A 20,042-nucleotide genomic window follows, 5' to 3' on the forward strand; every position below is an offset into this window, starting at 1 on the left:
CGGCGCGCTTGACGGGCGTTGCTCGCGGCGGACGGCGAAGACGTGTGGTCCTGATGCCTCGACGCCGGCATCAAGTTTGCAAATCTTTTGCAAGCGACGGTGACAAGAAAGCCGATCACCGGGGAGAGCACGGTATAAGCCGTAAACCATTGCGTGCGGGAATGTCGGGTGATTCCGGTGGCTCGCTGTGAATACTCGTGTGCATACTTGCTACCAATAGCGCACACGAGGCTGCGGGTGCATCGGGCGCCCGGCATTCCCCACGCCCTCTGTTTTCAGGGCGGAGATTAATTGCAAACCTCGGACGCACTGCGCCGCGAGATCGCGAAAGTGTGTCGCAAACCCCTCAGCCGTCATCGCCCGCGAAGGCGGGCGATCCAGTACTCCGAGACGCCAGTGATTGAATCGATAAGCCGCGGCGTACTGGATACTCCGCTTTCGCGGAGTATGACGACCATTTGTGAAGCGGTGCAAGCGAGAGCAGGCGAGGCTCCCTCACACCGTGCCGTCGACCACCACCTCGATCAACTTCGCACCGGGCCGCTTGAATGCCGATGCCAGCGTCGATTTCAAATCCCCCGCCTCCGTGATCCGCATCGCCTCCAGCCCAAGCGCCTTGGCGACGCCGCAAAAATCCACCGGCGGGTCGGCGAAATCCATGCCGACATAATGATCGTCACCATGAAATGCCAGCAGCCGCTGCTTGATGATGCGGTAGCCGCCGTTGTTGACGATCACCACCGTCAGCGGCAGCTTGTGATGTGCCGCGGTCCACAGCGCCTGGATCGAATACATCGCGCTGCCGTCGCCGGAGTAACACACCACCGGCCGGTCCGGATTCGCCAAGCTGACGCCGACCGAGGCCGGCAATCCCCAGCCGATGCCGCCGGAGGCCAGCGCATGATAGCCGTAGCGATCGCGATGCGGGCGCAGCGCCAGCATCTGCCGCGAGGATGTCAGTCCCTCATCGACCAGAATGGCGTTGTCGGGCATCGCCTCGACCACCTGCAGCGCGAGAAAATCCGGATCGATCGGCGAGCGATCCTTCGCTTTCGAGATTTGCTCGACCAGGGTCGCGCGCCGCGCCGTCCAGTTCTTCGACGTGAGCGCCGCGATCCCCTGCCTTGCGCGCGTCTCGAGCGCGGCGCCGCCGGCGGCTTTCAGCGCCGGAATCAGCGCGCGCAGCGTCTCCTTCACATCGGCTTTCACGGCGATCTCGGCGCCGTAGTTCTTGGCGAGATCCCAGTCGACCAGGCCGATCTGCAGGATCGGCAGGCCTTCCGGCAGTGGATCGACCTCGCTGTGAACCGACATCCGCAAAGGGTCGGCGCCCAGCACGATCATGAGATCGTAGGGCGACAGCACCTCGCGCACCTGCGGCTGCGAGCGCGACAGCGCCCCCATGAAGCACGGGCTTTCCGACAGGAAATGCGCGCCGTATGGCGCTGATTGCTGATACGCAGGACAACCGAGCGTGGCCGCCAGCTGGGCAGCTTCGCGCAGCGCATCGCTCTTGACGATTTCGTCGCCGGCAATGATGACCGGGCGTTGCGCTTTCAGGATACGCGCCGCCAGCGCCTGCAACGCCTCGTCGGAAGGTTTTACGCGGGTATCGACGCGGGTCGAGCGTCCGAGTTCAATGCCGGCTTCGGAATTGAGGATATCGCCGGGCAGCGAGATGAACACCGGGCCGGTCGGCGGCGTGGTCGCGATCTTGGCGGCGCGGCGCACGATCCGCGGCAGGTCCTCGAGCCTTGTGACCTCGACCGCCCATTTTACAAGCGGCTCGGCCATCCGGACCAACGGGCCGTACAGCAGCGGTTCGGTCAGGCCGTGACCCTGCTCTTGCTGGCCGGCGGTCAGGATCATCGGCGTGCCGGTGAAACTTGCGTTGTAGAGCGAGCCCATCGCATTGCCGAGCCCGGGCGCGACATGGACGTTGCAGGCGACGAGGCGGCCCGAGGCCCGGCTGTAACCATCGGCGATCGCGACCACCAGGCTTTCCTGCATCGCCATCACATAAGTGAGGTCGGGATGGTCCTTCAGCGCGTGCATGATCGGCAGTTCGGTGGTGCCGGGATTGCCGAACAGATGCGTGATGCCCTCGTCCCTCAGCAATGCGAGGAACGCCGAGCGGCCGGTGATGCGATTCATAAGAGGTCTCCTCCATCCCGCGGCCATTACCGCCGGGATCAAGCGCATCATGACCGATCCAGCACAGTGAGATCAAGGAAGCGCGCTCATGGCTGCCCTGCGCCGGCGACGCCGTGGCCTCGACATCGCGAACCGGCGGTGCCCGGCTCAAAACATCCCTTCATGATCGGCGCGCTTCTTCCTTTTCGAGCGCTGCCAGACCACGCCGGGAAAACCCTTCAGCGGCACCAGCGGCTCGCCGGTATAGGCCCACTCCTGCAATTCCTCGATGGCGATATGATAGAGCGGCTGGCGGCCGGTGCGGCCTGCGAACAGCGCGCGCGGAATGTTCACCATGTGCGGCGAGCGCGCGCGTTCGTAAAACAGCGGCGTGCCGCATCGCGCGCAAAAGCTGCGCACGGCTTTCGCGACCTTGTCGTCGAAGCGCGTGATTCCGGCCTGGCCCTTGGTGATGCGAAAACGCTTGCGCCAGCTTCCGACATAGGTCGCATACGCCGCGCCGTGCGCGCGGCGGCTGCCAGGCGAATGGTCGTGAAAGGCCCAGCGCGCCGGCGTGTCGATCTCGAAACAGACCTGGCCGCACAGGCACTGGCCGGTGGAAATCCCGACTCCCTTCGCGGCATTTGTCATTCACGCTTCCCGTGTTGGCCGGCATTGCGAGAAACAAGGCGACGAAGCAATCCTGACGCCGTCATTCCCCGATGCGCAATTGCGCATCGTGGATGGTGCGTAAGCACCAGACCTCAGATGTGCAATTGCACATCGGGGAATCTCGAGATTCCGGGTTCGATGCTTTGCATCGCCCCGGAATGACATTACGCCCGCTCCATCTCACCATGGACCGGATAATCGGTATAGCCAACCTCCTCGCCGCCGTAGAAGGTCGCCCGGTTATAGGGCGTCAGCGGATAGCCATGTTGCAGGCGTTGCGGGAGGTCGGGATTGGAAATGAAGATGCGGCCGAACGAGATGGCGTCGGCGTGGCCCGCGGCGATCGCTGCTTCCGCCGTCTCGCCCGTAAAACCGCCGGCCGTGATCAGCACGCCGCGCCAGATCGGCCGGAACAGCACCATCGCCGAAGGCACGTTCTGATGATTGACCTCGGCGCGCCCCGCACCGCTGGAGCGCGGCTCGATGAAATGCAGGTAGGCGAGGCCGAGCCGATCGAGCGACTGGATGACATGGGTATAAAGCGGCATCGGATCGGCCTCGCCGCTGCCGTTGGCGACACCATACGGAGACAATCGCACGCCGACGCGATCGGCACCCCAGACCTCGATGACGGCCTGCGTAATCTCCATCAGAAATCGCGCCCGGTTGGCAATCGAGCCGCCATACCGGTCGGTGCGCAGATTGGTGTGCGACTGCAGGAATTGCTCGATCAAATAGCCGTTGGCGCCATGGATCTCGACGCCGTCGAAACCGCATTGTTGGGCGTTACGCGCACCCTGGCGAAAACCTTCGATCACGTCCGATATTTCGCCGGTCTCGAGCACGCGCGGGGTCTCATAGGGCGCGGGTTTTCCGGAAGCCGTCATTGTCGTCAGGCCCGCGATCGGCACCGCCGACGGCGCCACCGGCAGCACGCCGCCGGGCTGGTACGAGGAATGCGAGACACGCCCGACATGCCAGAGCTGGAGAAAGATCAATCCGCCCTTGGCGTGAACCGCATCGACGACGTCGCGCCAGCCGTTGATCTGTTGTTCCGAATAGATGCCGGGCGTGGCGGGATTGCCGCGCCCCGCCGCCATGACAGGCGAGGCTTCGGCGATGATGAGGCCGCCCGGCGTGGCGCGCTGCCTATAATATTCGGCATTCAGCGTGCGGGGCGCGAAGCTCGATCCGTCCGCGCGCATCCGCGTCAAGGGCGCCATCACCACGCGATGGCTGAGCCGGCAGGGACCGACCTGCAATGGCGAAAACAACGAACGAAAATTCATGTCTGCCCCGGAAAATGAGTTGATCCGAATTATGTAGCCGGTTCGCCTTGTTCGCAAAAGCCTTCAATGGCAATCTGACGCCCCGGACCAGCAGGATGAGTTTCATGCATAAATCCAGCGCTAGGGCGCTTCCGTCGCTGAGTGTTCGCATCGATCTCGACACCGAGGGTCGCATCGGGCCGGGCAAAATCCAGCTGCTCGAAAATATCCATGCCTGCGGCTCGATTTCGGCCGCGGGCCGCGCGATGGACATGTCGTACAAGCGCGCGTGGGATCTGGTGGACGAGATCAATCGCATCTGCAGGCAGGCCGCCGTCGAGCGACAGACCGGCGGCAAGAACGGCGGCGGCGCGGTGCTGACGCCGTTCGGCATCTCCCTGGTCGCGCGCTACCGGAAGATCGAACGCGCCGCGACCAGCGCCGTCCGCAAGGATCTTCTGGCGCTGCGGACGGACATTGGCCGACCGAGGAAGGCCGCGAGCCGGTGAAAACACAAAGGGAGCGGCAGTCGAAAGCCGCCGCTCCCCGGGGCCGGTCGAGCCGGTAAAGCCTAAGCGGTCTGCGGCGATCACCCAAACCGGCAAAGCGGCCTCGCCACCGGCGACATCGCTATCGAACGAAGACCTCCCATGCCGTTTCGTGCGTGGTAGGTTCGCAGCATCGGCCTAATTCGATCATTGAACAGGGCAATCCCTTCGCATCAGGAGAACTCACGTGCCCCACGCAGCCATGTCCCCAAACAACGTCGCCGTCATCACCGGAGGCGCGTCCGGATTAGGCCTTGCCGCCGCGATGCGGTTCGCTCGTCTCGGCATGAAAGTGTGCATTGCGGATCTCGGTACTGACCGCCTCGCTGAGGCGGAAGCCAAGATAGCATCGGTGGCGCCGGGCGGCGGCGCCGACATCATGACCACTGCCGTCGACGTCAGCCGGTTCGAAGATGTCACGGGGTTGGAACTCGCGGTACGAGAGCGGTTCGGGGGCGCCGATATCCTGATGAACAACGCCGGGGTCCAGCCGGGCAGCGAGACGTTCGGCCCGCTGCAAAACTGGCAGCGCGTTCTCGGCGTGAACCTCTGGGGCGTGATCCATGGCTCACAGGCTTTTGCGCCCGGCATGATCGAGCGTGGTCGCCCCGGCCTCATCATCAACACCGGGTCGAAGCAGGGCATCACCACGCCGCCCGGCGATCCCGCTTACAACGTCTCGAAGGCCGGCGTGAAGGCCTTCACCGAGGCGCTTCAACACGAGTTGCGCAACGCGGCCGGCGGCCGGATCAGTGCGCACCTTTTTATTCCGGGCTTCGTCTTCACCGGTCTTACCGCCAAAGGCCGTACGGAGAAGCCAGCAGCGGCCTGGACGCCGGAGCAAACCGTCGACTTCATGATCGAACGCATCGACGCCGGAGATTTTTACATCCTGTGTCCGGACAACGATGTGCCGCGTCGCCTTGACGAACGGCGTATTCTTTGGGCAGCGGGCGACATCGTCGAGAATCGCCCGGCGCTCTCACGCTGGCATCCGGATTTTGCCGAAGCGTTCGCGGCGTTTGTGAAGAAGTCGTAACTCACGCGTTTTTGAACCGATGATGAGATGAGTTTAGCACTTGCGCCATTTGAGGTGATCGAGGAACGCCGAACTACACCGCGATGGAACAACGTGCTCGCCAACACGGTGGAGGTCGCGAACAAGGGCCGCGCCACGGTGATGCACGCGCCGATCAGTTTTGCCGAGGGTTACGGCGAACTCACCACCCATCCCTATGGAATCCTCAAGGGTGTCGTCGACAACAAGGCCTTTCGCAGGGGATCCTGGGGTGCCGCCATCGTCGACGCGTTAACGCCGCAGCCCGAGGACATCCTGATCGAAGGCGAGCGCGGTCTCGACGCAGTTTCCAGCACCAACCTCGATTTCATTTTGCGAAGCAGTCACGACGAGTTCTTGAACCTGCTGGCGGGACGCGCCAGGTTGGGACCGCGGACCGGCTATCAAAGCGCCTCCTGCTTGTGTCCGCATTGCTTGCAGGCGAATTTTACGCGGGTTGCGCCTTTTTCGGCCGAGATCCGGTTTGGTGTGCCGCATTTTCCGCACACCGTCTCGATGCGGGTGTTGCCCTGCTTCACCACAAGGGCCTTGCGTTCCATGGTTTCACGGATCAGGCGCTCGGCCTCTTCCCGCATCGATTGCTTTGACATCCGTTCGCACCTGTCTTGAGAACGCTACCGCGGCAGGCTTATAGCACTTGCAGCGCAATCCGCTACGTCTCGACGATCACGTAGCTGTCCTCGACATGCACCGGAAACGTCTCGGCCACGTAAGGTCCCTTGGCCAGGGTTTCGCCATCCTCGATGACAACCGGATAGGTCCGCACCTTCACCCGCTTCGGATCGAACCAGGATTGCCCGTTGCGCATGTCGAATTCCCAGCCGTGCCAGGCGCAGCGCAGGAACTCGCCGACCCGGGAACGCTGATAGACCCCCGGTTCCGGCGAGGTCAGCCGGGCCACGCATGCCGCCTTGTCGAGCGGCGCGCCGGCATGCGGACAGCGGTTGAGCAACGCGAAGAACTCGCCATTGACGTGGAACACGACGATGTCGCGGCCCTCCACGCCGACCACCTTGTTGCCACCGGGCGGGATCTCTGTGGTGCGGGCGACGATGTGACGGGCCATGGCGATCAGAGCTTGTACAGCGCGCGGGCGTTGCCGTTGAAGATCTTCGCCCGTTCCGCTTCGCTCAGCGGGGTTTTGAAGGCGAAACGCGGATCGTCGAAATCCCAGTGCGGATAATCCGACGAGAACAACAGGCGGTCGACGCCGACCCATTCGATCAGCGACCGCAGGTGTTTTGCCTCGTCCGGCTCGTCGATCGGCTGCGTGGTGAACCAGAAATGCTCCCGCACATATTCGGACGGCCGTCGCTTCAGATGCGGGACTTCATCGCGGAAGCGCGCAAAATGCTGGTCCATCCGCCACATCGCCGGTGGAATCCAGCCGAACCCGCCTTCGATGAACACGATCTTGAGACGCGGGAAACGCTCGGGCACGCCCTCGATCACCAGGCTCGTCAGCGTTGCCGCCATCGAATGCGCATTCGACTGATGCTCTTCGGCATAATAGGACGGCCAGCCGCCGCCGGTCGGCGCGTGACCGCCATAGCCGCCGACATGGATGCCGAGCGGCAGGCCGAGTTCCTCGGCGCGGGCGTAGATCGGCCAATAACGGTGGCGGCCGAGCGGCTCGTTGGCGCGCGGCGAAATATTGATCTGCACATATTGCCCGATCTTGGCGCAACGCTCGATCTCGGCGATCGCCGCCTCGGTGTCGTCCTGTCCGACCAGGATCGAGGCTTTCAGCCGCGGCTCCCGGCTGGTCCAGTGCGCCAGCTGCCAGTCGTTGACGGCGCGCTGGATCGCGGCGCCGAAATCGAGATTCTGCTGCGAGAAGATGAAGAGGTCGAGCACCTGCAACAGGCCGAACTCGATATCGAGCGGGTCGAGGTGCTGCTTGCGCATGAAAGCGAGATCGGATCCGGGCGGCCCGCCGGTCGGCGGCCACGCATCGCGGCGCGCGATCAGCGGCGAGGATCGCGGATAGGGCGTGGTGCCCATATAGGGCGTGCGCAGATGGTCGCCGTAGGTCTTCAGATGCTCCTGCCAGCGCTTCGAAAGGAACGGGTTGAGGTCGGAGCGCGCATGCAGGCTCGGGTGAATATCGCAGTCGATGATCCGCAGGCGGCTCTTGGCGGAGGCTTCCTGCCCGGACACGGGGCGGTCGATGACGTCGCTCATGCGATCCTCCTTCGAAAAGTTATGCGGCGAGAGAGAGCCGCGGAAAGGTTTCCAGCGGATTGTCCGAACACATTCGCGAAACGATACTCGCAGGCAGATGCGGCGGTATCGCGTCGTCGCCGTCGAACTGCCAGTGCGGATAATCCGACGCAAACAGCAACATCCTGTCCGAGTCGATCATATCGATGATGTCGGCGACACCGGCCGCGTCGGGTGGACTGTCGAACGGCTGCGTGGTCAGGCGAATGTGGTCGCGCATGATCACCGCCGGCTCGCGGTCGATCCAGGGCACCTCGACCCGCACGCCGCGCCAGGTCTTGTTGGCGCGCCACATGAAGGCCGGCAGCCAGCTCACGCCGGATTCCATCAGCACCGCCTTGAGTCCGGGAAATTTGAGGAACACGCCTTCGTAGATCAGGCTGAGGATCTGGGCCTGAAACGCCTGCGCCTCGGCCAGATAATATTCGTAGCGATAGGAAGGCCAGCCGGTCGAACTCGGCGCCCCGCGGTACTGGCTGCCGGCGTGAATCGCGATCGGCAGCTTGTATTTCTCGGCGACCTGGTAGACCGGCCAGTAGTGCCGCCGCCCGAGCAGGCTTTCGCCCTGCGCCAGCACCAGCACGGAGACGAACCGGTTGTCGCCGGCGCGGCGCTCGATTTCCTCGATCGCCAGATCCGGCGCCTGCATCGGCACCACGATCGAGGCCCGCAGCCGCTTGTCGCGCGACAGCCATTCGGCCGCGATCCAGTCGTTGATTGCCTTGCAGAAGGCCGCCGCCATGTAGGGATCGTACACCGCCTGCGCGCCATAGAGCACATTGCAGATCGCGTGGCTGGCGCCGAGCTGATCGAACGCGCCCTGCTGCACCATCGAAAGATCGCTGCCGGGCTTGCCCTGCGCGGGCCGCCAGTCGGCGCGGCCGGACAGCGGCATGTTGGGCGGATAGCTGGTGAGATCGAGCCCGTCGATCGCGCGGCTCACCACCTGTTCCTTCCAGTGGTCGTCGAGATAAGGCAATAGCGTGGTGCGGGTTCCGCCGATGGCGGGATGGATATCGCAGTCGATCCGCGTCGCCGCCATGCGCATTTCCCGGATGTCGTTTTTTGGCGGCTTTTCGATACCGCGCTTCGGCGCCAAATGTGCCGCCGATGCGTCGGGAGCGCAAGGGTTGAGCGGCCAAAAACCGCTCAGCGGAGCAATTGGGCTCCGCGAAGCAGGTGAGCTGTGGTGAAGCACCATGTCTCGGCAATGACGGTGGGCTCCCTCTCCCCTTGTGGGATCGAGACGAGCGAAGCTCGCTCTGTAAGGCTGGGGTGAGGGGTTCAGGTCTATCGTGAAAGCATAACCCCTCACCCGGATCGCATCTGCCGATGCGATCCGACCTCTCCCGCAAGGGGAGAGGTGAAGGCCGCCTAGCAATGGCATCGGCCGCATCAGATTCAATTTTCAATAGCCAAGGCGCAAGTGGATGCAAGACCGTCATTGCGAGCCAACGGGTCGCGCGAATGCGCGCCCGATGACAGGCTCCGCGAAGCAATCCATTCTTTCTTTTTGTTGCTGCATGGATTGCTTCGTCGCTTCGCTCCTCGCAATGACGCAGCAACTCCAGATATGACTCCGCGATCTCGCGGCGCAGTGCGTCCGAGGTTTGCAATCAATCTCCGCCCTGAAAACAGAGGGCGTGGGGAATGCCGGGCGCCCGATGCACCCGCAGCCTCGTGTGCGCTATGGTAGTAAGTATGCACACGAGTATTCACAGCGAGCCACCGGAAATCACCCGGCATTCCCGCACGCAATGGTTTTAACCGCTTATACCGCGCTCTCCCCGGTGATCGGCTTTCTTGTCACCGTCATCTGCGGAAACCTGGTTCATCCGCGCCCGGTCGGGCCGACTCGCCTTCCGCAAACTTGACGCCGGCGTCGAGGCGTCAGGACCACACGTCTTCGCCGTCCGCGAGCAACATCGTTCGTCAGCATGCCGGTCGTCGCTCACGGGAAACCCGCCCTGCGATCCCTTGCACACCCGACGCTGCCGCGTCCACCGCAACCCGCCCCAACGTTCACGACGATGGCCAACGCCCCTCTGATCGGGACGGGATGGCGCTGGATATAAAGTGATTTGGGTCTTCGGAAAAACAGAATATTTTTGCAAAAGGGGCTGGACAGGTTTTCGCGAAGCAAGCCCGTCGGGCAAATCACATGGTAACAGAAGTGGACTGGCCGCCCGCCGCGTCAGCGATGCGCCTCTCTTTTGTGGCGAGCCACGGCGTCCTCCTTGCCAAATCTTAATTTTCGTCGATGAACGGCCGCGCGGGCGGCGCCGACCAACATCTGCAATGTCAGATGGAGGCCGCCATGAAACGAATCATCCTCGCCGGCTTGTTCGCGCTGAGCGCGGTCGCGCACGCCGATACTTCGACTTACGTCTGGCAGGGCAAAGGCCAGTGGAGCGATGCGCAGTTGCAGGCTGCGGCGCAGGTTTGCGATCAGCGCTACGGGGTTGTCGAGAACGGCGCCGTCACTTCGGGCAACTACAAGCGCTGCATGCTCAAGCAGGGCTGGCGATACCAAAGCACGGCGCGCGAGAAGACCTTTATCGATCCGGATTCGGGCATGAGTTGCCATGACGAGGGCGGCATGTCGGTCTGCGTTCCGCCGCAGGGCACCGTGAGGTATTTCGACCCCGATCAGGGATTGCCGTGCACGCGCACCGGGATCGTGTCGGTCTGCTCCAATTTTTGAGTAGCGGTGGGCTCCCGGCCAACTTGTAAGATGCCTTCCGTTTGAATCATAGCGACGGGTCTTTTTCGAAAGAGCCGTTTTTGCTTCGCGCTAGAGCAAGTTGGTAATTTGAATCGGTGTGCCCTTCACCTCTCCCCAGCGGGGAGCGGTCGATTTGCCAACGGGTCGGCGCGAAGCGCCGCCCGATGATAAACTCCGCAAATCGGGTGAGGGGGTGCTGCACCAACGATAGACTGCAACCCCTCACCCGGCGCTACGCGCCGACCTCTCCCTATGGGAGAGGTAAAGTTTCGGCTGCGCCGCAGCTCAATCTAACTTCATCTCATCACGCTTTAGACGTCCGGGCATTCACGACTTGTAGCGGCGGCGGCAAGAAAGGCGTGGATGGCCGGGACATCTAGCGCGAAGACGCGCTTCGCGCTGTTGCCCGGCCATGACGAAAAGTGAGAGTCATGTTCAGTTGCGTAGAATAAAGCTAGAAAATGCCGGCTGCAATTTCGGTGAGACTCAGATCGCGCCGGCCTGGCCGGTGGCCTTGTCGGTGAGCGCGACGGTTTCGAAATACTGGATCCTGGGATCGTTGCCATAACGCGCGCGGATGCCTTCGCGCCAGGGGCCGGAGTAGAACGCTTCAGCGGCGGCCTGGCTTTCCCACATGTAGACGCCGCCGGCGATGTCGCCCTCTTTCCGGCAGATGAACTGCTTGCGAAGGAAGCCGGGGGCTTTCAGGAAATCGGGCGCGATTTTGGTGAAATGTTCGCGGCATTCCTCGAGCCCGATCGATTTCGGCAGATCGTAGAGAACAATGGCAGTAATCATCGACGTTGTTCGCTTTGCTCATGGTTGAAATCAGGCCGCGGCACTGCTCGATAGCGTGCGCGCCGACGCCGGCGGTAGAGACCATGATAGTCAATTTGATGGAAAGAAGAATGTCGAGGGGATCCGTGGCCTCGATGTATTCGGACCAGATCGATCGCGACGAGAACCGCCGTGACGCCGGAGGGAGCAAGGGTCTGCGCGTCGGGACCGACGACGCTCGCCGTCGGTCGATTCCGACTGTGGGCGGAAGGCTTCTTTAAATGGCAAACACCCAGACCGCGAGGATCGTCGCCAGCGTCGCCAGGCCGCTGACGGTCCAGCCCGCCGCATAGGCTGCCGTATCCTCGCTGCTGCCGTGCATGACATCGACTCTCTCGGTCGAAGCCGGCCAATGATCGGACATGATCGCCTCCTGATATAATTCAGCAAGACAATCGCTCCCCCCGCCGCCGGTTCCATCCACACCGACGCGTCCGGGTCAAATCATCCGCCTGTCGCACGGCGCTGCCGTGCTCCTCACCATGAGGGTCCCGGACCTGAGGGGCGCATGGCCGTCTGAACTGAACGCGGCAACAATCCCGGATTCTCGAGTATGGCCTCCGAGGGCCCATCGACACGCCCCGCCGAATATCACCACATATTGAGGTCACTCCGCCGGATCGCAAGATTTGGTGGCTAAGCGGGAAGCCGGTGGGCTGCGTCCGCGCAGCCATTCCGGCGCTGCCCTGGTAACTGTACGCAGCGAGTTGGTCCCGATTTGACGCCACTGATGCCCTGGCATTGGGAAGACCGGAAAGCAGCGGCGACCGGCGAGCCAGGAGACCTTCCGCGACACCGAAAAACGTCCGCGGTGTGCTGTTATTCGGGCGGCGATGCCGTTAAAATCGCCCAAAATGCGGATCGATGCTCGATCCCTGACGGTGCATTCATGCGTGCTCGGTAATGACAAAATACCTCGTACTTGGTCTGTTGCTGACGACACTGACGGGTTCATCGGTTCGCGGATCGGAGTCCGGGCTGCCGTTCACCGCGGCCGACGTGGTGAAGGTCGGACTCGACCTCAACGATTCCGATACGCCCTCGCCTGACGCCGCCACGGATGAATCGAAGCCATGCGCGAGCGTTTCGTTTTCCCGCAACCTGAAATACGGCGAGAGCGACCAGAACGTGCTGGATGTCGCAACCGGCGATTCCAGGGACACCTCACCGCGGCCGGTGCTCCTGTTCGTCGCCGGAGAAAGTTTCACCGACGATAGCGGAGCTGCTCCGGACGCGGCCATGATCGAGGACGAGGCGATGTGCTTTGCCGCGCGCCACGGAATGGTCGGGGTGAAAGTGAATTACCGGCTGGCTCCCGCCAACCCGTGGCCTGCCGGCGCCAGGGACGTCGCGGCGGCAACCTCGTGGGTCCACCAGAACATCGATCTGTTCGGCGGAAGCCGCGACGAGATCGTGGCTGTCGGCTACGTCGTCGGCGCGTTTCACGTGGCAAGTTTCCTCGGTCACCCGGAATTGCAGGCAAACGATTCCAGTGTCGCCGGAGCGGTGCTGGTGTCGGGCATTTACCGCCCGGGCCCGGATGCCAGCGCGCCCGAAAGATCCTACTTCGGTGCCGATGCCAGCAAATACGACGAGCGATCGGCATTGCCGGGTATTCTGAACGTCGAAACGCCACTGTTGCTCGCCTGGTCGGCTGCCGACGCTCCGCGCCTGATCGCTCAGGGCGAAAAGCTCAAACAGCTGTTGTGCAATGCCTCCGCTCACTGCCCGCACACGACGGTGCTCAAGGAACGTGAGAGCCTGGCTTCGCTGTTCGCTCCGGATGCGTCCGGGGGAAGCCTTGCCGAACCAACGCTGGAACTGATCCGTGAAATCGAAGCCAGGGGCATGCCGTGACACACCGAAAAGGCGATGCCGACTGGCGTCGTCATCGGCCGGCGCCGGCTTGATCGAGTTCGAAGAACCTCAGCGTGTTGATGGTGATGTGTCGGGCGCCGCTTCCCCGGCCCCTCCCCGCGCATCGCTGCCCTGACCGACAAGGGCAACCGCCTGATCGGCGCCGCTTTCCAGGATCTCGCTGGATAACTTCCTGTCGTTGACGGCACGAGCAAGCTGCAGCGTTCCCACCATCAATCCGTAAATTGCGATCGCCTTGCCCCGCTGCTCGGCTTCGCTTCCCGGCGGCAGCAGCCCCGCGATCAGTTCGACGACGTCCGCGACCTTGTTCGTGAACGCATCCCGCGTCGCCCTGGGATGGCGCGCGATTTCGGCGACCAGCGCCGAGGTCGGGCAGCCCCCGCCGGGATTGTCGCGGTGGCTCGCCGACAAATAGCCGCGGATGGCGCTTTGCAGTCCAGCGCCGCTTTCGGCGGCCTTCAATTTATTGCGGAAGCCGGCGTGGGAAAGCACCTCCCGGACGAGATCCTCCTTGGAGTCGAAATGGGCGTAGAACGCGCCATTGGTCAGGCCGGCGTCGGCCATGATGCCGGCCAGCCCGACCGCGGCGACGCCCTGCTCCCGAAACTGCCGGGACGCCACGTCGATGATGCGCTGGCGGGTCGCATCCTTGTGTCCCTTGTCGTAGCGCATCCACTGTTTCCTCACGCGTTGCGAGCCCGCGAGCGGCTGCCGGGGTTTCCCGGGCCGGCCATCCTCCGCTCTATTGCATTACGATCATAATAGTATATTACGGTCATAATCTCACGTAAAGACCGCGCCTGCAAGGGCCCGCCGGTCGGCAAGGATACCAACCATGAGCCTGCACAAGCCCGTACCGATCGACGGAGCGTATGCCGACGAACTGGAGTTCGCTCCGGCGATGACAGGCGGAAACGCCATCGGCAAAACGGCGACGGGGGAAGCTCCGGCCCCGCCCAATGCACCGGCGCCCACCAAGGCGATGCAGACCCGCGCCACCATCCTGACCGGACCGATTCTGCCGACGCTGCTCAAGCTGGCGCTCCCGACCATGACCGTGCTGCTGGCCCAGACCGCGGTGAGCGTCGCCGAGGCCTATTATGTCGGCTATCTCGGAACCGATGCGCTGGCCGGCGTCGCGTTGGTCTTTCCGGTCTTCATGCTGATGACGATGATGTCGAACGGCGGCCTCGGCAGCGGCGTCGCCTCGGCGGTGGCGCGGGCGACCGGCGCCGGTCACAAGGACGACGCGGATGCCCTGGTGCTGCATGCGATGGTCATCGCGGTGATCGTCGGCGCACTCTTTACCGTCGGCACGGGCTGGGGCGGCCCGGCGCTGTACCGCGCGCTTGGCGGCCACAGCGGGGCGCTCGATGCGGCGTTGAAATATTCCAACTATCTGTTCGCCGGCGCGATCCCGGTCTGGATCGTCAATTTCCTGGCCGCGGCGTTGCGCGGCTCGGGTAACGTCCGGGTTCCGGCGACGGTGACGCTGGTCGGCGCGATGGTGCTGATCCCGTGCTCGCCGCTGCTGATTTTCGGGTTTGGACCGGTTCCGAGGCTTGGCATCGCCGGCGCCGGCATTGCGTTCGGCCTCTATTATGGCGCCGCCATGCTGGTGCTGCTGCGCTACATGACGACGGGACGCTCCGGCCTGACGCTGCGGCTCACGCCGCTGCAGGGCCGGCTGTTCAAGGATATCCTGAAGGTCGGCCTGCCGACGGCGCTCTCCACCACCCTCACTAATCTGACCGTGATCCTGGTGACCGGTGCGGTCGGCCTGTTCGGCACCACCGCGCTGGCGGCCTACGGCATCGGCTCGCGCCTCGACTACATCATGATTCCGATCCTGTTCGGCCTCTGCACCGCGGTTCTGACCATGGTCGGCGTCAACATGGGCGCCGGTCAAGTCGCGCGCGCCAAACGAATCGCCTGGGCCTCGAGCCTGGTCGGCGCCGGCGCCGCCGGAGCGATCGGCGTGGTGGTCGCGATTTTCCCGATGCTGTGGCTGCACCTGTTCAGCCACGACGCCGAGGTGCTGCGCAACGGTGCGACCTATCTGCGGATCGTTGCGCCGTCCTATGGCGCCCTGGGATTCGGTTTTGTCATTGCGTTTGCCGCGCAAGGCGCCGGGCATGTACTGTGGCCCTTTGTCGGGGCGGCCTCGCGGCTGGTGATTGCCGCCGGCGGCGGCTGGATCGCGGTGCGCTATTTCGGCGGCGGCATGGCCTCGCTGGCGGCGATGGTGTGCGCCTCGCTGGTGTCCTACGCGCTGATCTGCCTGATCGCCATGGGTTCCAGGTCGGTCTGGCGCGTCGACATCCCGTAGCCGGCGCGTAATGGAGCGCCCGCGTTCAGGACGTCGCCCGCTCCATCTCCAGTTCGGCCTTCAGGTTTTCGAGATCGCGGTAGATCGAGGCGACGGCGAGGACGCGGCCCTTGCTCTTGTAGCGCAGCAGGCAATCCTTCGCCGCGATGTCGCCGTCGATGGCGATCTCGTCCCATGCCTCGGCGTGTCCGACATAATTGATCGGCACGTCGTAATGCTGGCTCCAGAAGAACGGCACGGCGTCGAACGGCTCGCGCTGCCCCAGCATGTTGCGGGCGGCGGTCTGGCCCTGGCGTTCGGCCACCACCCAGTGCTCGACGCGAATGTTGTCCTTCGAATGCGGATCGGGCCAGCGCGCGATATCGCCCGCGGCATAGATGTCGGCGACGCTGGTTTCGAGACAGGCGTTCACGCTGATGCCGCGGTCGAGCGCGAGGCCGGCCTGCTCGGCCAATGCCAGCCGCGGCCGCACCCCGACGCCGACCACGACTAGGTCGGCCTCCAGCACGACCCCGCTTTTGAGCGCGGCGCGCTGGCCGTCGATCGCTGTCACGGTATCTCCGAGATGGAAAACCACGCCGTGCTGCTCGTGCAGGGCGCGGACGAAGTCGCCCATCGCGGGTCCCAGCACGCGCTCCATCGGCCGTTGCTCGAGGCAAACCACATGGACCTCGATCTCGCGCGCCCGCAGCGCCGCGGCGACTTCCAGCCCAATAAAACTCCCGCCGATCACGATCGCGCGGCGCGCGCCTTTTGCAGCTTCGATGATGGCGCGGCAATCGGCGAGCGAGCGCAGCACATGGACATGCGGCTGGCCGGCGCCGGGGATCGGCAGCCGCACCGGCTCGGCGCCGGTCGCCAGCAGCAGGCGGTCATAGGGAACGGCCGCACCGCCCGATAGCACGACGCTGCGCGCGGCCGTATCGATCGACGCCACTTCGGTGTTGAGCCGCAGGTCGATCGCGGCATTGGCGTAATAATCGTCGGGACGCAGCGGCAGCCAGTCCTCCGGCGCGCTGCCCGCCAAATAATCCTTCGACAGATTCGGCCGATCCACCGGCGCCGCCGCATCGTTGCTCAGCATCACGATGCTGCCGCGATAGTCCTGCCGCCGCAGCATCTCCGCCGCCGCAAAGCCCGCCGCGCCGCCGCCGATGATCACGATCCTGTCGGGGGTATCGATCGGTCCGGTGATGCGCGGCTTCGGCTGCTCGCGTTTTTGTTTGACGAAGATGCGGTCGCCCGTTCGCGCAACCTGCCAGACTTGAAGCGGATTCAGCGCCGGTGCTCGTGCCGCCTCGCCGCTGCGCAGATCGAAGCAGGCATGGTGCCAGGGGCAGCGGACGCTCTCGCCCACCACGAGCCCTTCCGCCAGCGGCCCGTGATAGTGGCTGCAATGCGCGTCGATGGCGAAAATATCCGGGCCCGCGCGCACCAGCAGCACGTCTTCATCGCCGACATGGCCAAGCAGGGTCTCGCCGGTGAAGTCGGACAACGCGACGCCCTGCGTCAGGTCCGGACCGGCAGGCGGGGTTTTTTCATCGGCCATGGCTCAAGCTCCAGCTCTCTGGCTCCAGCAATCGAAATCCCCGCCGCGGAGTTCCCGCGAAAGGGCAACAAATGCCGGCGCCGATGAGCAGAACTTCAGCCGGCCTTGCGTCGCGGCAGTTTCCAGTTCGGCCGCACGAAGTGGCAGGTGTAGCCGTTGGGAATCCGTTCGAGATAATCCTGGTGCTCGGGTTCGGCCTCCCAGAAGTCTCCAGCCAGGACCACTTCCGTGGTCGCCTTGCCGGGCCAGATGCCCGAGGCATCGATGTCGGCGATGGTATCCTCCGCGATGCGCTTCTGTTCGTCGCTGGTGTAGAAGATCGCCGAGCGGTAGCTGGTGCCGACGTCGTTGCCTTGCCGGTTGCGCGTGCTGGGATCGTGGATCTGGAAGAAAAACTCCAGGATGTCGCGGAAACTCGTCACCCGGGGATCGAAGATGATCTCGACCGCCTCGGCGTGGGTGCCATGGTTGCGGTAGGTGGCGTTGCGCACCTCGCCGCCGGTGTAGCCGACGCGGGTGGAGAGCACGCCGCGCTGGCGGCGGATCAGATCCTGCACGCCCCAGAAGCAGCCGCCCGCCAGTACGGCCCGTTCGCTCTTGTCAGTCATCTCGATGCTCCCTTCGCAATCGCGGGCCGCCGACCGGCAGACCGCTCGCCGCGCACCCGTTGCTAGTTGGGCACGATACAGCCTACCGCAAGAGTGAGGCAGCCGGCCAAGGTAGTCAATTCGCGGCGGAACGGCCGAGTTCGGCCTCTGGACGGCCTCCGTCAGCGGCGTCCGTGGATCGGAAAATCCGTCATTTCGGCGTCACACGGATTGCCCGCTTCGTAATGATATCGCCGAGCTCGGCATAGTTCGGACCGCCCAGACGGCAGATCGGACGGAGATCCCGCGTTTCAATCTTGCCGTTTTTCATCAATCCGTCGCGGATGTGAAACATCACCACTTCGCCAACAAAGAAGCAGCTCTTCATATCGCCAAATTCGAATACGTTGTGCAGCCTGCATTCCAGCGAAATCGGAGCCGCTGCAATGCGCGGTGATTTTACTCTCTCGCTTCCTGCCACATCAATCTTCAACTCTTCCGCTTCGCTTATTTCCTTTGGGAATTCCTGCGCGCTCAGATGCAATTGATCGAGAAGATCGAGATTCCCGATATTTACAACGAACTCGCGACTCCAGAGGATGTTTCGCGCCGTATCCTTCAGGACGCCTGCTTTACGTCCGATGCTCACGCCCACCATCGGAGGCTTGTTCGACACGAACGTGAAGGCGCTAAAGGGCGCTACGTTGACGATGCCCTTTTCGGACAGACTCGTGACCCAGGCGATTGGCCTTGGGACGACACATCCCGTGAGCACTCTGTATGCTTCGTCGGCGGTCAGGGTTTCGGCGGGAACCAGCATAATTACTTGCCCTGATACAACGAATCGATCGGAACGACCGGCGTGCGCTTCACATTTCGAATCTCGACAAAGAATGAAAATGACTTGATCCCGATTCCCATCTCCATCATCGTTTGCGTCAGCTCGTTAAAATGCTCCAGATCGCGGGCTATGACTTTCAGGAAATAGTTGAACTCGCCGCTCATCAAACTGCATTCCAGAACTTCGGGAATATTCTGGATGGCGGTCTCGAAAATGGTGAATTGGCGGACGGTCTGCTCGGCGAGATTTATTTTTGCAAAGACGACAATGGACGGGAATATTTTTGCGATGTTGAGAATTGCCGTAACACCGCGGATGTATCCCGCCTTTCGCAAACGGTTGACGCGTTGGAGGCATGGACTGGGCGAAAGGCCGACATATTCCGCGATTTTGAGGTTCGAGAGATTTCCCTGCGACTGCATCACGGTCAGGATTCTTAGGTCAATAGCGTCTAGGGTCGTCATGCTTGAACATCTCTCGGCGGCGCGCAACAGCCCCCACCGTGGTGAACGAAATCAAAGCCAACCACGGCTCCGGCGATTGTACAACCCCGCCAGCCATGAGAGCCGGGCCGCGACCGCGCAGCGTTGCTTGCGCGCACCACGCTTTGTCACCGACACTATTCAATGGCCGTCACACCGGGTTTGGCCCGATCCCAGAAGACCAGGCGGTTATGCGCGAATTGAACGATCCTTGTACCGACCAGCCCGATAAAGACCAGACTGAATAACGCCGCAAACATCTGCGCTGTATTGAAGTTGGCCAGAGAGGCCTGGATCAGCCACCCGATTCCCTTGGTCGAGGCGACAAACTCCGCGACAACCGCACCTATCAGGCTAAGCACGATCGAGATCTGAAGCCCTGCAAATATGTGACTCGCGGCGGAGAACAGCTTCACTTTGAAGAATATCAGCCATTTCGGCGCTGAAAATGCCTTCATCATATTCAGCAACGCGGGATCCGCCTGCCTGATGCCCACCACGGTGTTAACGAACAGCGGGAAGAAGCACATCAGAGCAACCATCACGATTTTCGATGCCAATCCATATCCGAACCAGACCAGGATCAGGGGAGCCAAGGCGACCTTGGGCATCGATTGCAAGGCGATGATATAGGGATAAACGAATTTCTCGAACGTTCGAGACTCCGCGAGCAGCGCGCCAACTATGATTGCTGCCGTACAGCCTATCACATAACCGGTTAACGTGGATCGAATCGTGAAAGCGAAGTGCGGCCAGAAATCCCCGTCAATATATCCGCTCTTCAGATAGCCAAGGACGCTGAGCGGACGCGGCAGAATGTAATCCGGGACAGCAAACAGATCGATCGACAGTTGCCACGCCGCGATCAACACGACGAGGCTTATCAACGGGT

20 protein-coding genes, 1 pseudogene and 1 riboswitch are annotated in these 20,042 nt (G+C 62.9%); of the genes and pseudogenes, 6 read left to right on the forward strand and 15 right to left on the reverse strand.

The annotated features are described in order from the left end of the window. Positions 1 to 495 precede the first annotated feature (495 nt). The 3 genes from B5527_RS33190 to B5527_RS33200 form a co-directional block, all read right to left on the reverse strand. A complete protein-coding gene (locus tag B5527_RS33190) occupies positions 496 to 2,154 on the reverse strand; it encodes a thiamine pyrophosphate-binding protein (protein WP_245332359.1) in 1,659 nt (552 codons plus the stop codon). A 147-nt stretch (positions 2,155 to 2,301) separates the two neighbouring features. Then, positions 2,302 to 2,784, reverse strand: a complete 483-nt coding sequence (locus B5527_RS33195; RefSeq protein ID WP_079605259.1) for a GFA family protein — start codon at positions 2,782 to 2,784, stop codon at positions 2,302 to 2,304. Positions 2,785 to 2,969: 185 nt separating this feature from the next. Continuing rightward, positions 2,970 to 4,094 carry an alkene reductase gene (locus B5527_RS33200; protein ID WP_079605260.1) on the reverse strand — a complete coding sequence of 375 codons (1,125 nt, stop codon included), beginning with the start codon at positions 4,092 to 4,094 and terminating at the stop codon, positions 2,970 to 2,972. Positions 4,095 to 4,198: 104 nt separating this feature from the next. Between B5527_RS33200 and B5527_RS33205 the strand changes: the two genes are divergently transcribed. The 3 genes and pseudogenes from B5527_RS33205 to B5527_RS47215 all read left to right on the forward strand — a co-directional run. Then, positions 4,199 to 4,582: a winged helix-turn-helix domain-containing protein gene (locus tag B5527_RS33205; RefSeq protein ID WP_079607698.1), complete on the forward strand. Its 384-nt coding sequence runs from the start codon at positions 4,199 to 4,201 to the stop codon at positions 4,580 to 4,582. A 226-nt stretch (positions 4,583 to 4,808) separates the two neighbouring features. Further along, a complete protein-coding gene (locus B5527_RS33210) occupies positions 4,809 to 5,660 on the forward strand; it encodes an SDR family NAD(P)-dependent oxidoreductase (protein ID WP_079605261.1) in 852 nt (283 codons plus the stop codon). Positions 5,661 to 5,687: 27 nt separating this feature from the next. After that, a pseudogene (locus tag B5527_RS47215) lies at positions 5,688 to 6,011 on the forward strand (isochorismatase family protein); the annotation flags it as partial. A 71-nt stretch (positions 6,012 to 6,082) separates the two neighbouring features. On the opposite strand, the gene B5527_RS46785 reads toward B5527_RS47215, so the two are convergent. The 4 genes from B5527_RS46785 to B5527_RS33235 all read right to left on the reverse strand — a co-directional run bounded on the left by B5527_RS46785 (position 6,083) and on the right by B5527_RS33235 (position 8,964). Then, on the reverse strand, positions 6,083 to 6,289 hold the full coding sequence (locus B5527_RS46785) for a hypothetical protein (RefSeq protein ID WP_079607699.1): 207 nt from the start codon (positions 6,287 to 6,289) through the stop codon (positions 6,083 to 6,085). 62 nt (positions 6,290 to 6,351) lie between these two features. Continuing rightward, positions 6,352 to 6,765 (reverse strand): Rieske (2Fe-2S) protein, encoded by a 414-nt coding sequence (locus tag B5527_RS33225; RefSeq protein ID WP_079605262.1) that lies wholly within the window; start codon positions 6,763 to 6,765, stop codon positions 6,352 to 6,354. 5 nt (positions 6,766 to 6,770) lie between these two features. Beyond that, positions 6,771 to 7,883 (reverse strand): amidohydrolase family protein, encoded by a 1,113-nt coding sequence (locus B5527_RS33230; protein WP_079605263.1) that lies wholly within the window; start codon positions 7,881 to 7,883, stop codon positions 6,771 to 6,773. 19 nt (positions 7,884 to 7,902) lie between these two features. After that, positions 7,903 to 8,964, reverse strand: a complete 1,062-nt coding sequence (locus B5527_RS33235) for an amidohydrolase family protein (RefSeq protein WP_079607700.1) — start codon at positions 8,962 to 8,964, stop codon at positions 7,903 to 7,905. A gap of 1,275 nt (positions 8,965 to 10,239) precedes the next feature. Here B5527_RS33235 and B5527_RS33240 point away from each other — a divergent pair. Further along, positions 10,240 to 10,626 (forward strand): hypothetical protein, encoded by a 387-nt coding sequence (locus B5527_RS33240; protein ID WP_154072651.1) that lies wholly within the window; start codon positions 10,240 to 10,242, stop codon positions 10,624 to 10,626. Between the two features lie 507 nt (positions 10,627 to 11,133). Here the strand turns inward: B5527_RS33240 and B5527_RS33245 are convergent. After that, positions 11,134 to 11,445: a YdhR family protein gene (locus B5527_RS33245; RefSeq protein ID WP_079605265.1), complete on the reverse strand. Its 312-nt coding sequence runs from the start codon at positions 11,443 to 11,445 to the stop codon at positions 11,134 to 11,136. A gap of 256 nt (positions 11,446 to 11,701) precedes the next feature. Continuing rightward, positions 11,702 to 11,848 (reverse strand): hypothetical protein, encoded by a 147-nt coding sequence (locus B5527_RS45545; protein WP_172842736.1) that lies wholly within the window; start codon positions 11,846 to 11,848, stop codon positions 11,702 to 11,704. A 235-nt stretch (positions 11,849 to 12,083) separates the two neighbouring features. Beyond that, positions 12,084 to 12,290: riboswitch (cobalamin riboswitch) on the forward strand. A 97-nt stretch (positions 12,291 to 12,387) separates the two neighbouring features. On the opposite strand from B5527_RS45545, the gene B5527_RS33255 reads away from it, so the two are divergent. After that, positions 12,388 to 13,341: an alpha/beta hydrolase gene (locus B5527_RS33255; protein WP_079605267.1), complete on the forward strand. Its 954-nt coding sequence runs from the start codon at positions 12,388 to 12,390 to the stop codon at positions 13,339 to 13,341. A gap of 69 nt (positions 13,342 to 13,410) precedes the next feature. On the opposite strand, the gene B5527_RS33260 is transcribed toward B5527_RS33255, so the two are convergent. Then, complete coding sequence (locus B5527_RS33260; protein ID WP_079605268.1) at positions 13,411 to 14,034, reverse strand: TetR/AcrR family transcriptional regulator; 624 nt, start codon at positions 14,032 to 14,034, stop codon at positions 13,411 to 13,413. Between the two features lie 229 nt (positions 14,035 to 14,263). On the opposite strand from B5527_RS33260, the gene B5527_RS33265 reads away from it, so the two are divergent. Next, positions 14,264 to 15,691 (forward strand): MATE family efflux transporter, encoded by a 1,428-nt coding sequence (locus tag B5527_RS33265; protein ID WP_079607701.1) that lies wholly within the window; start codon positions 14,264 to 14,266, stop codon positions 15,689 to 15,691. Between the two features lie 25 nt (positions 15,692 to 15,716). On the opposite strand, the gene B5527_RS33270 is transcribed toward B5527_RS33265, so the two are convergent. The 5 genes from B5527_RS33270 to B5527_RS33290 form a co-directional block, all read right to left on the reverse strand. Then, positions 15,717 to 17,240 (reverse strand): FAD-dependent oxidoreductase, encoded by a 1,524-nt coding sequence (locus tag B5527_RS33270; RefSeq protein WP_079605269.1) that lies wholly within the window; start codon positions 17,238 to 17,240, stop codon positions 15,717 to 15,719. Positions 17,241 to 17,335: 95 nt separating this feature from the next. Next, positions 17,336 to 17,848: a peptide-methionine (S)-S-oxide reductase MsrA gene (gene msrA / locus B5527_RS33275; RefSeq protein ID WP_079605270.1), complete on the reverse strand. Its 513-nt coding sequence runs from the start codon at positions 17,846 to 17,848 to the stop codon at positions 17,336 to 17,338. Between the two features lie 190 nt (positions 17,849 to 18,038). Beyond that, on the reverse strand, positions 18,039 to 18,647 hold the full coding sequence (locus tag B5527_RS33280; protein ID WP_079605271.1) for a flavin reductase family protein: 609 nt from the start codon (positions 18,645 to 18,647) through the stop codon (positions 18,039 to 18,041). 2 nt (positions 18,648 to 18,649) lie between these two features. After that, positions 18,650 to 19,159: an Lrp/AsnC family transcriptional regulator gene (locus tag B5527_RS33285; RefSeq protein WP_154072652.1), complete on the reverse strand. Its 510-nt coding sequence runs from the start codon at positions 19,157 to 19,159 to the stop codon at positions 18,650 to 18,652. A 128-nt stretch (positions 19,160 to 19,287) separates the two neighbouring features. Further along, entirely contained in the window at positions 19,288 to 20,022 is a 735-nt protein-coding gene (locus tag B5527_RS33290; RefSeq protein WP_197689235.1) for an ABC transporter permease, read from the reverse strand. Positions 20,023 to 20,042 lie beyond the last annotated feature (20 nt).

The organism is Bradyrhizobium erythrophlei (genome assembly GCF_900129425.1).
GTDB classification, from domain to species: Bacteria; Pseudomonadota; Alphaproteobacteria; order Rhizobiales; family Xanthobacteraceae; genus Bradyrhizobium; species Bradyrhizobium erythrophlei_C.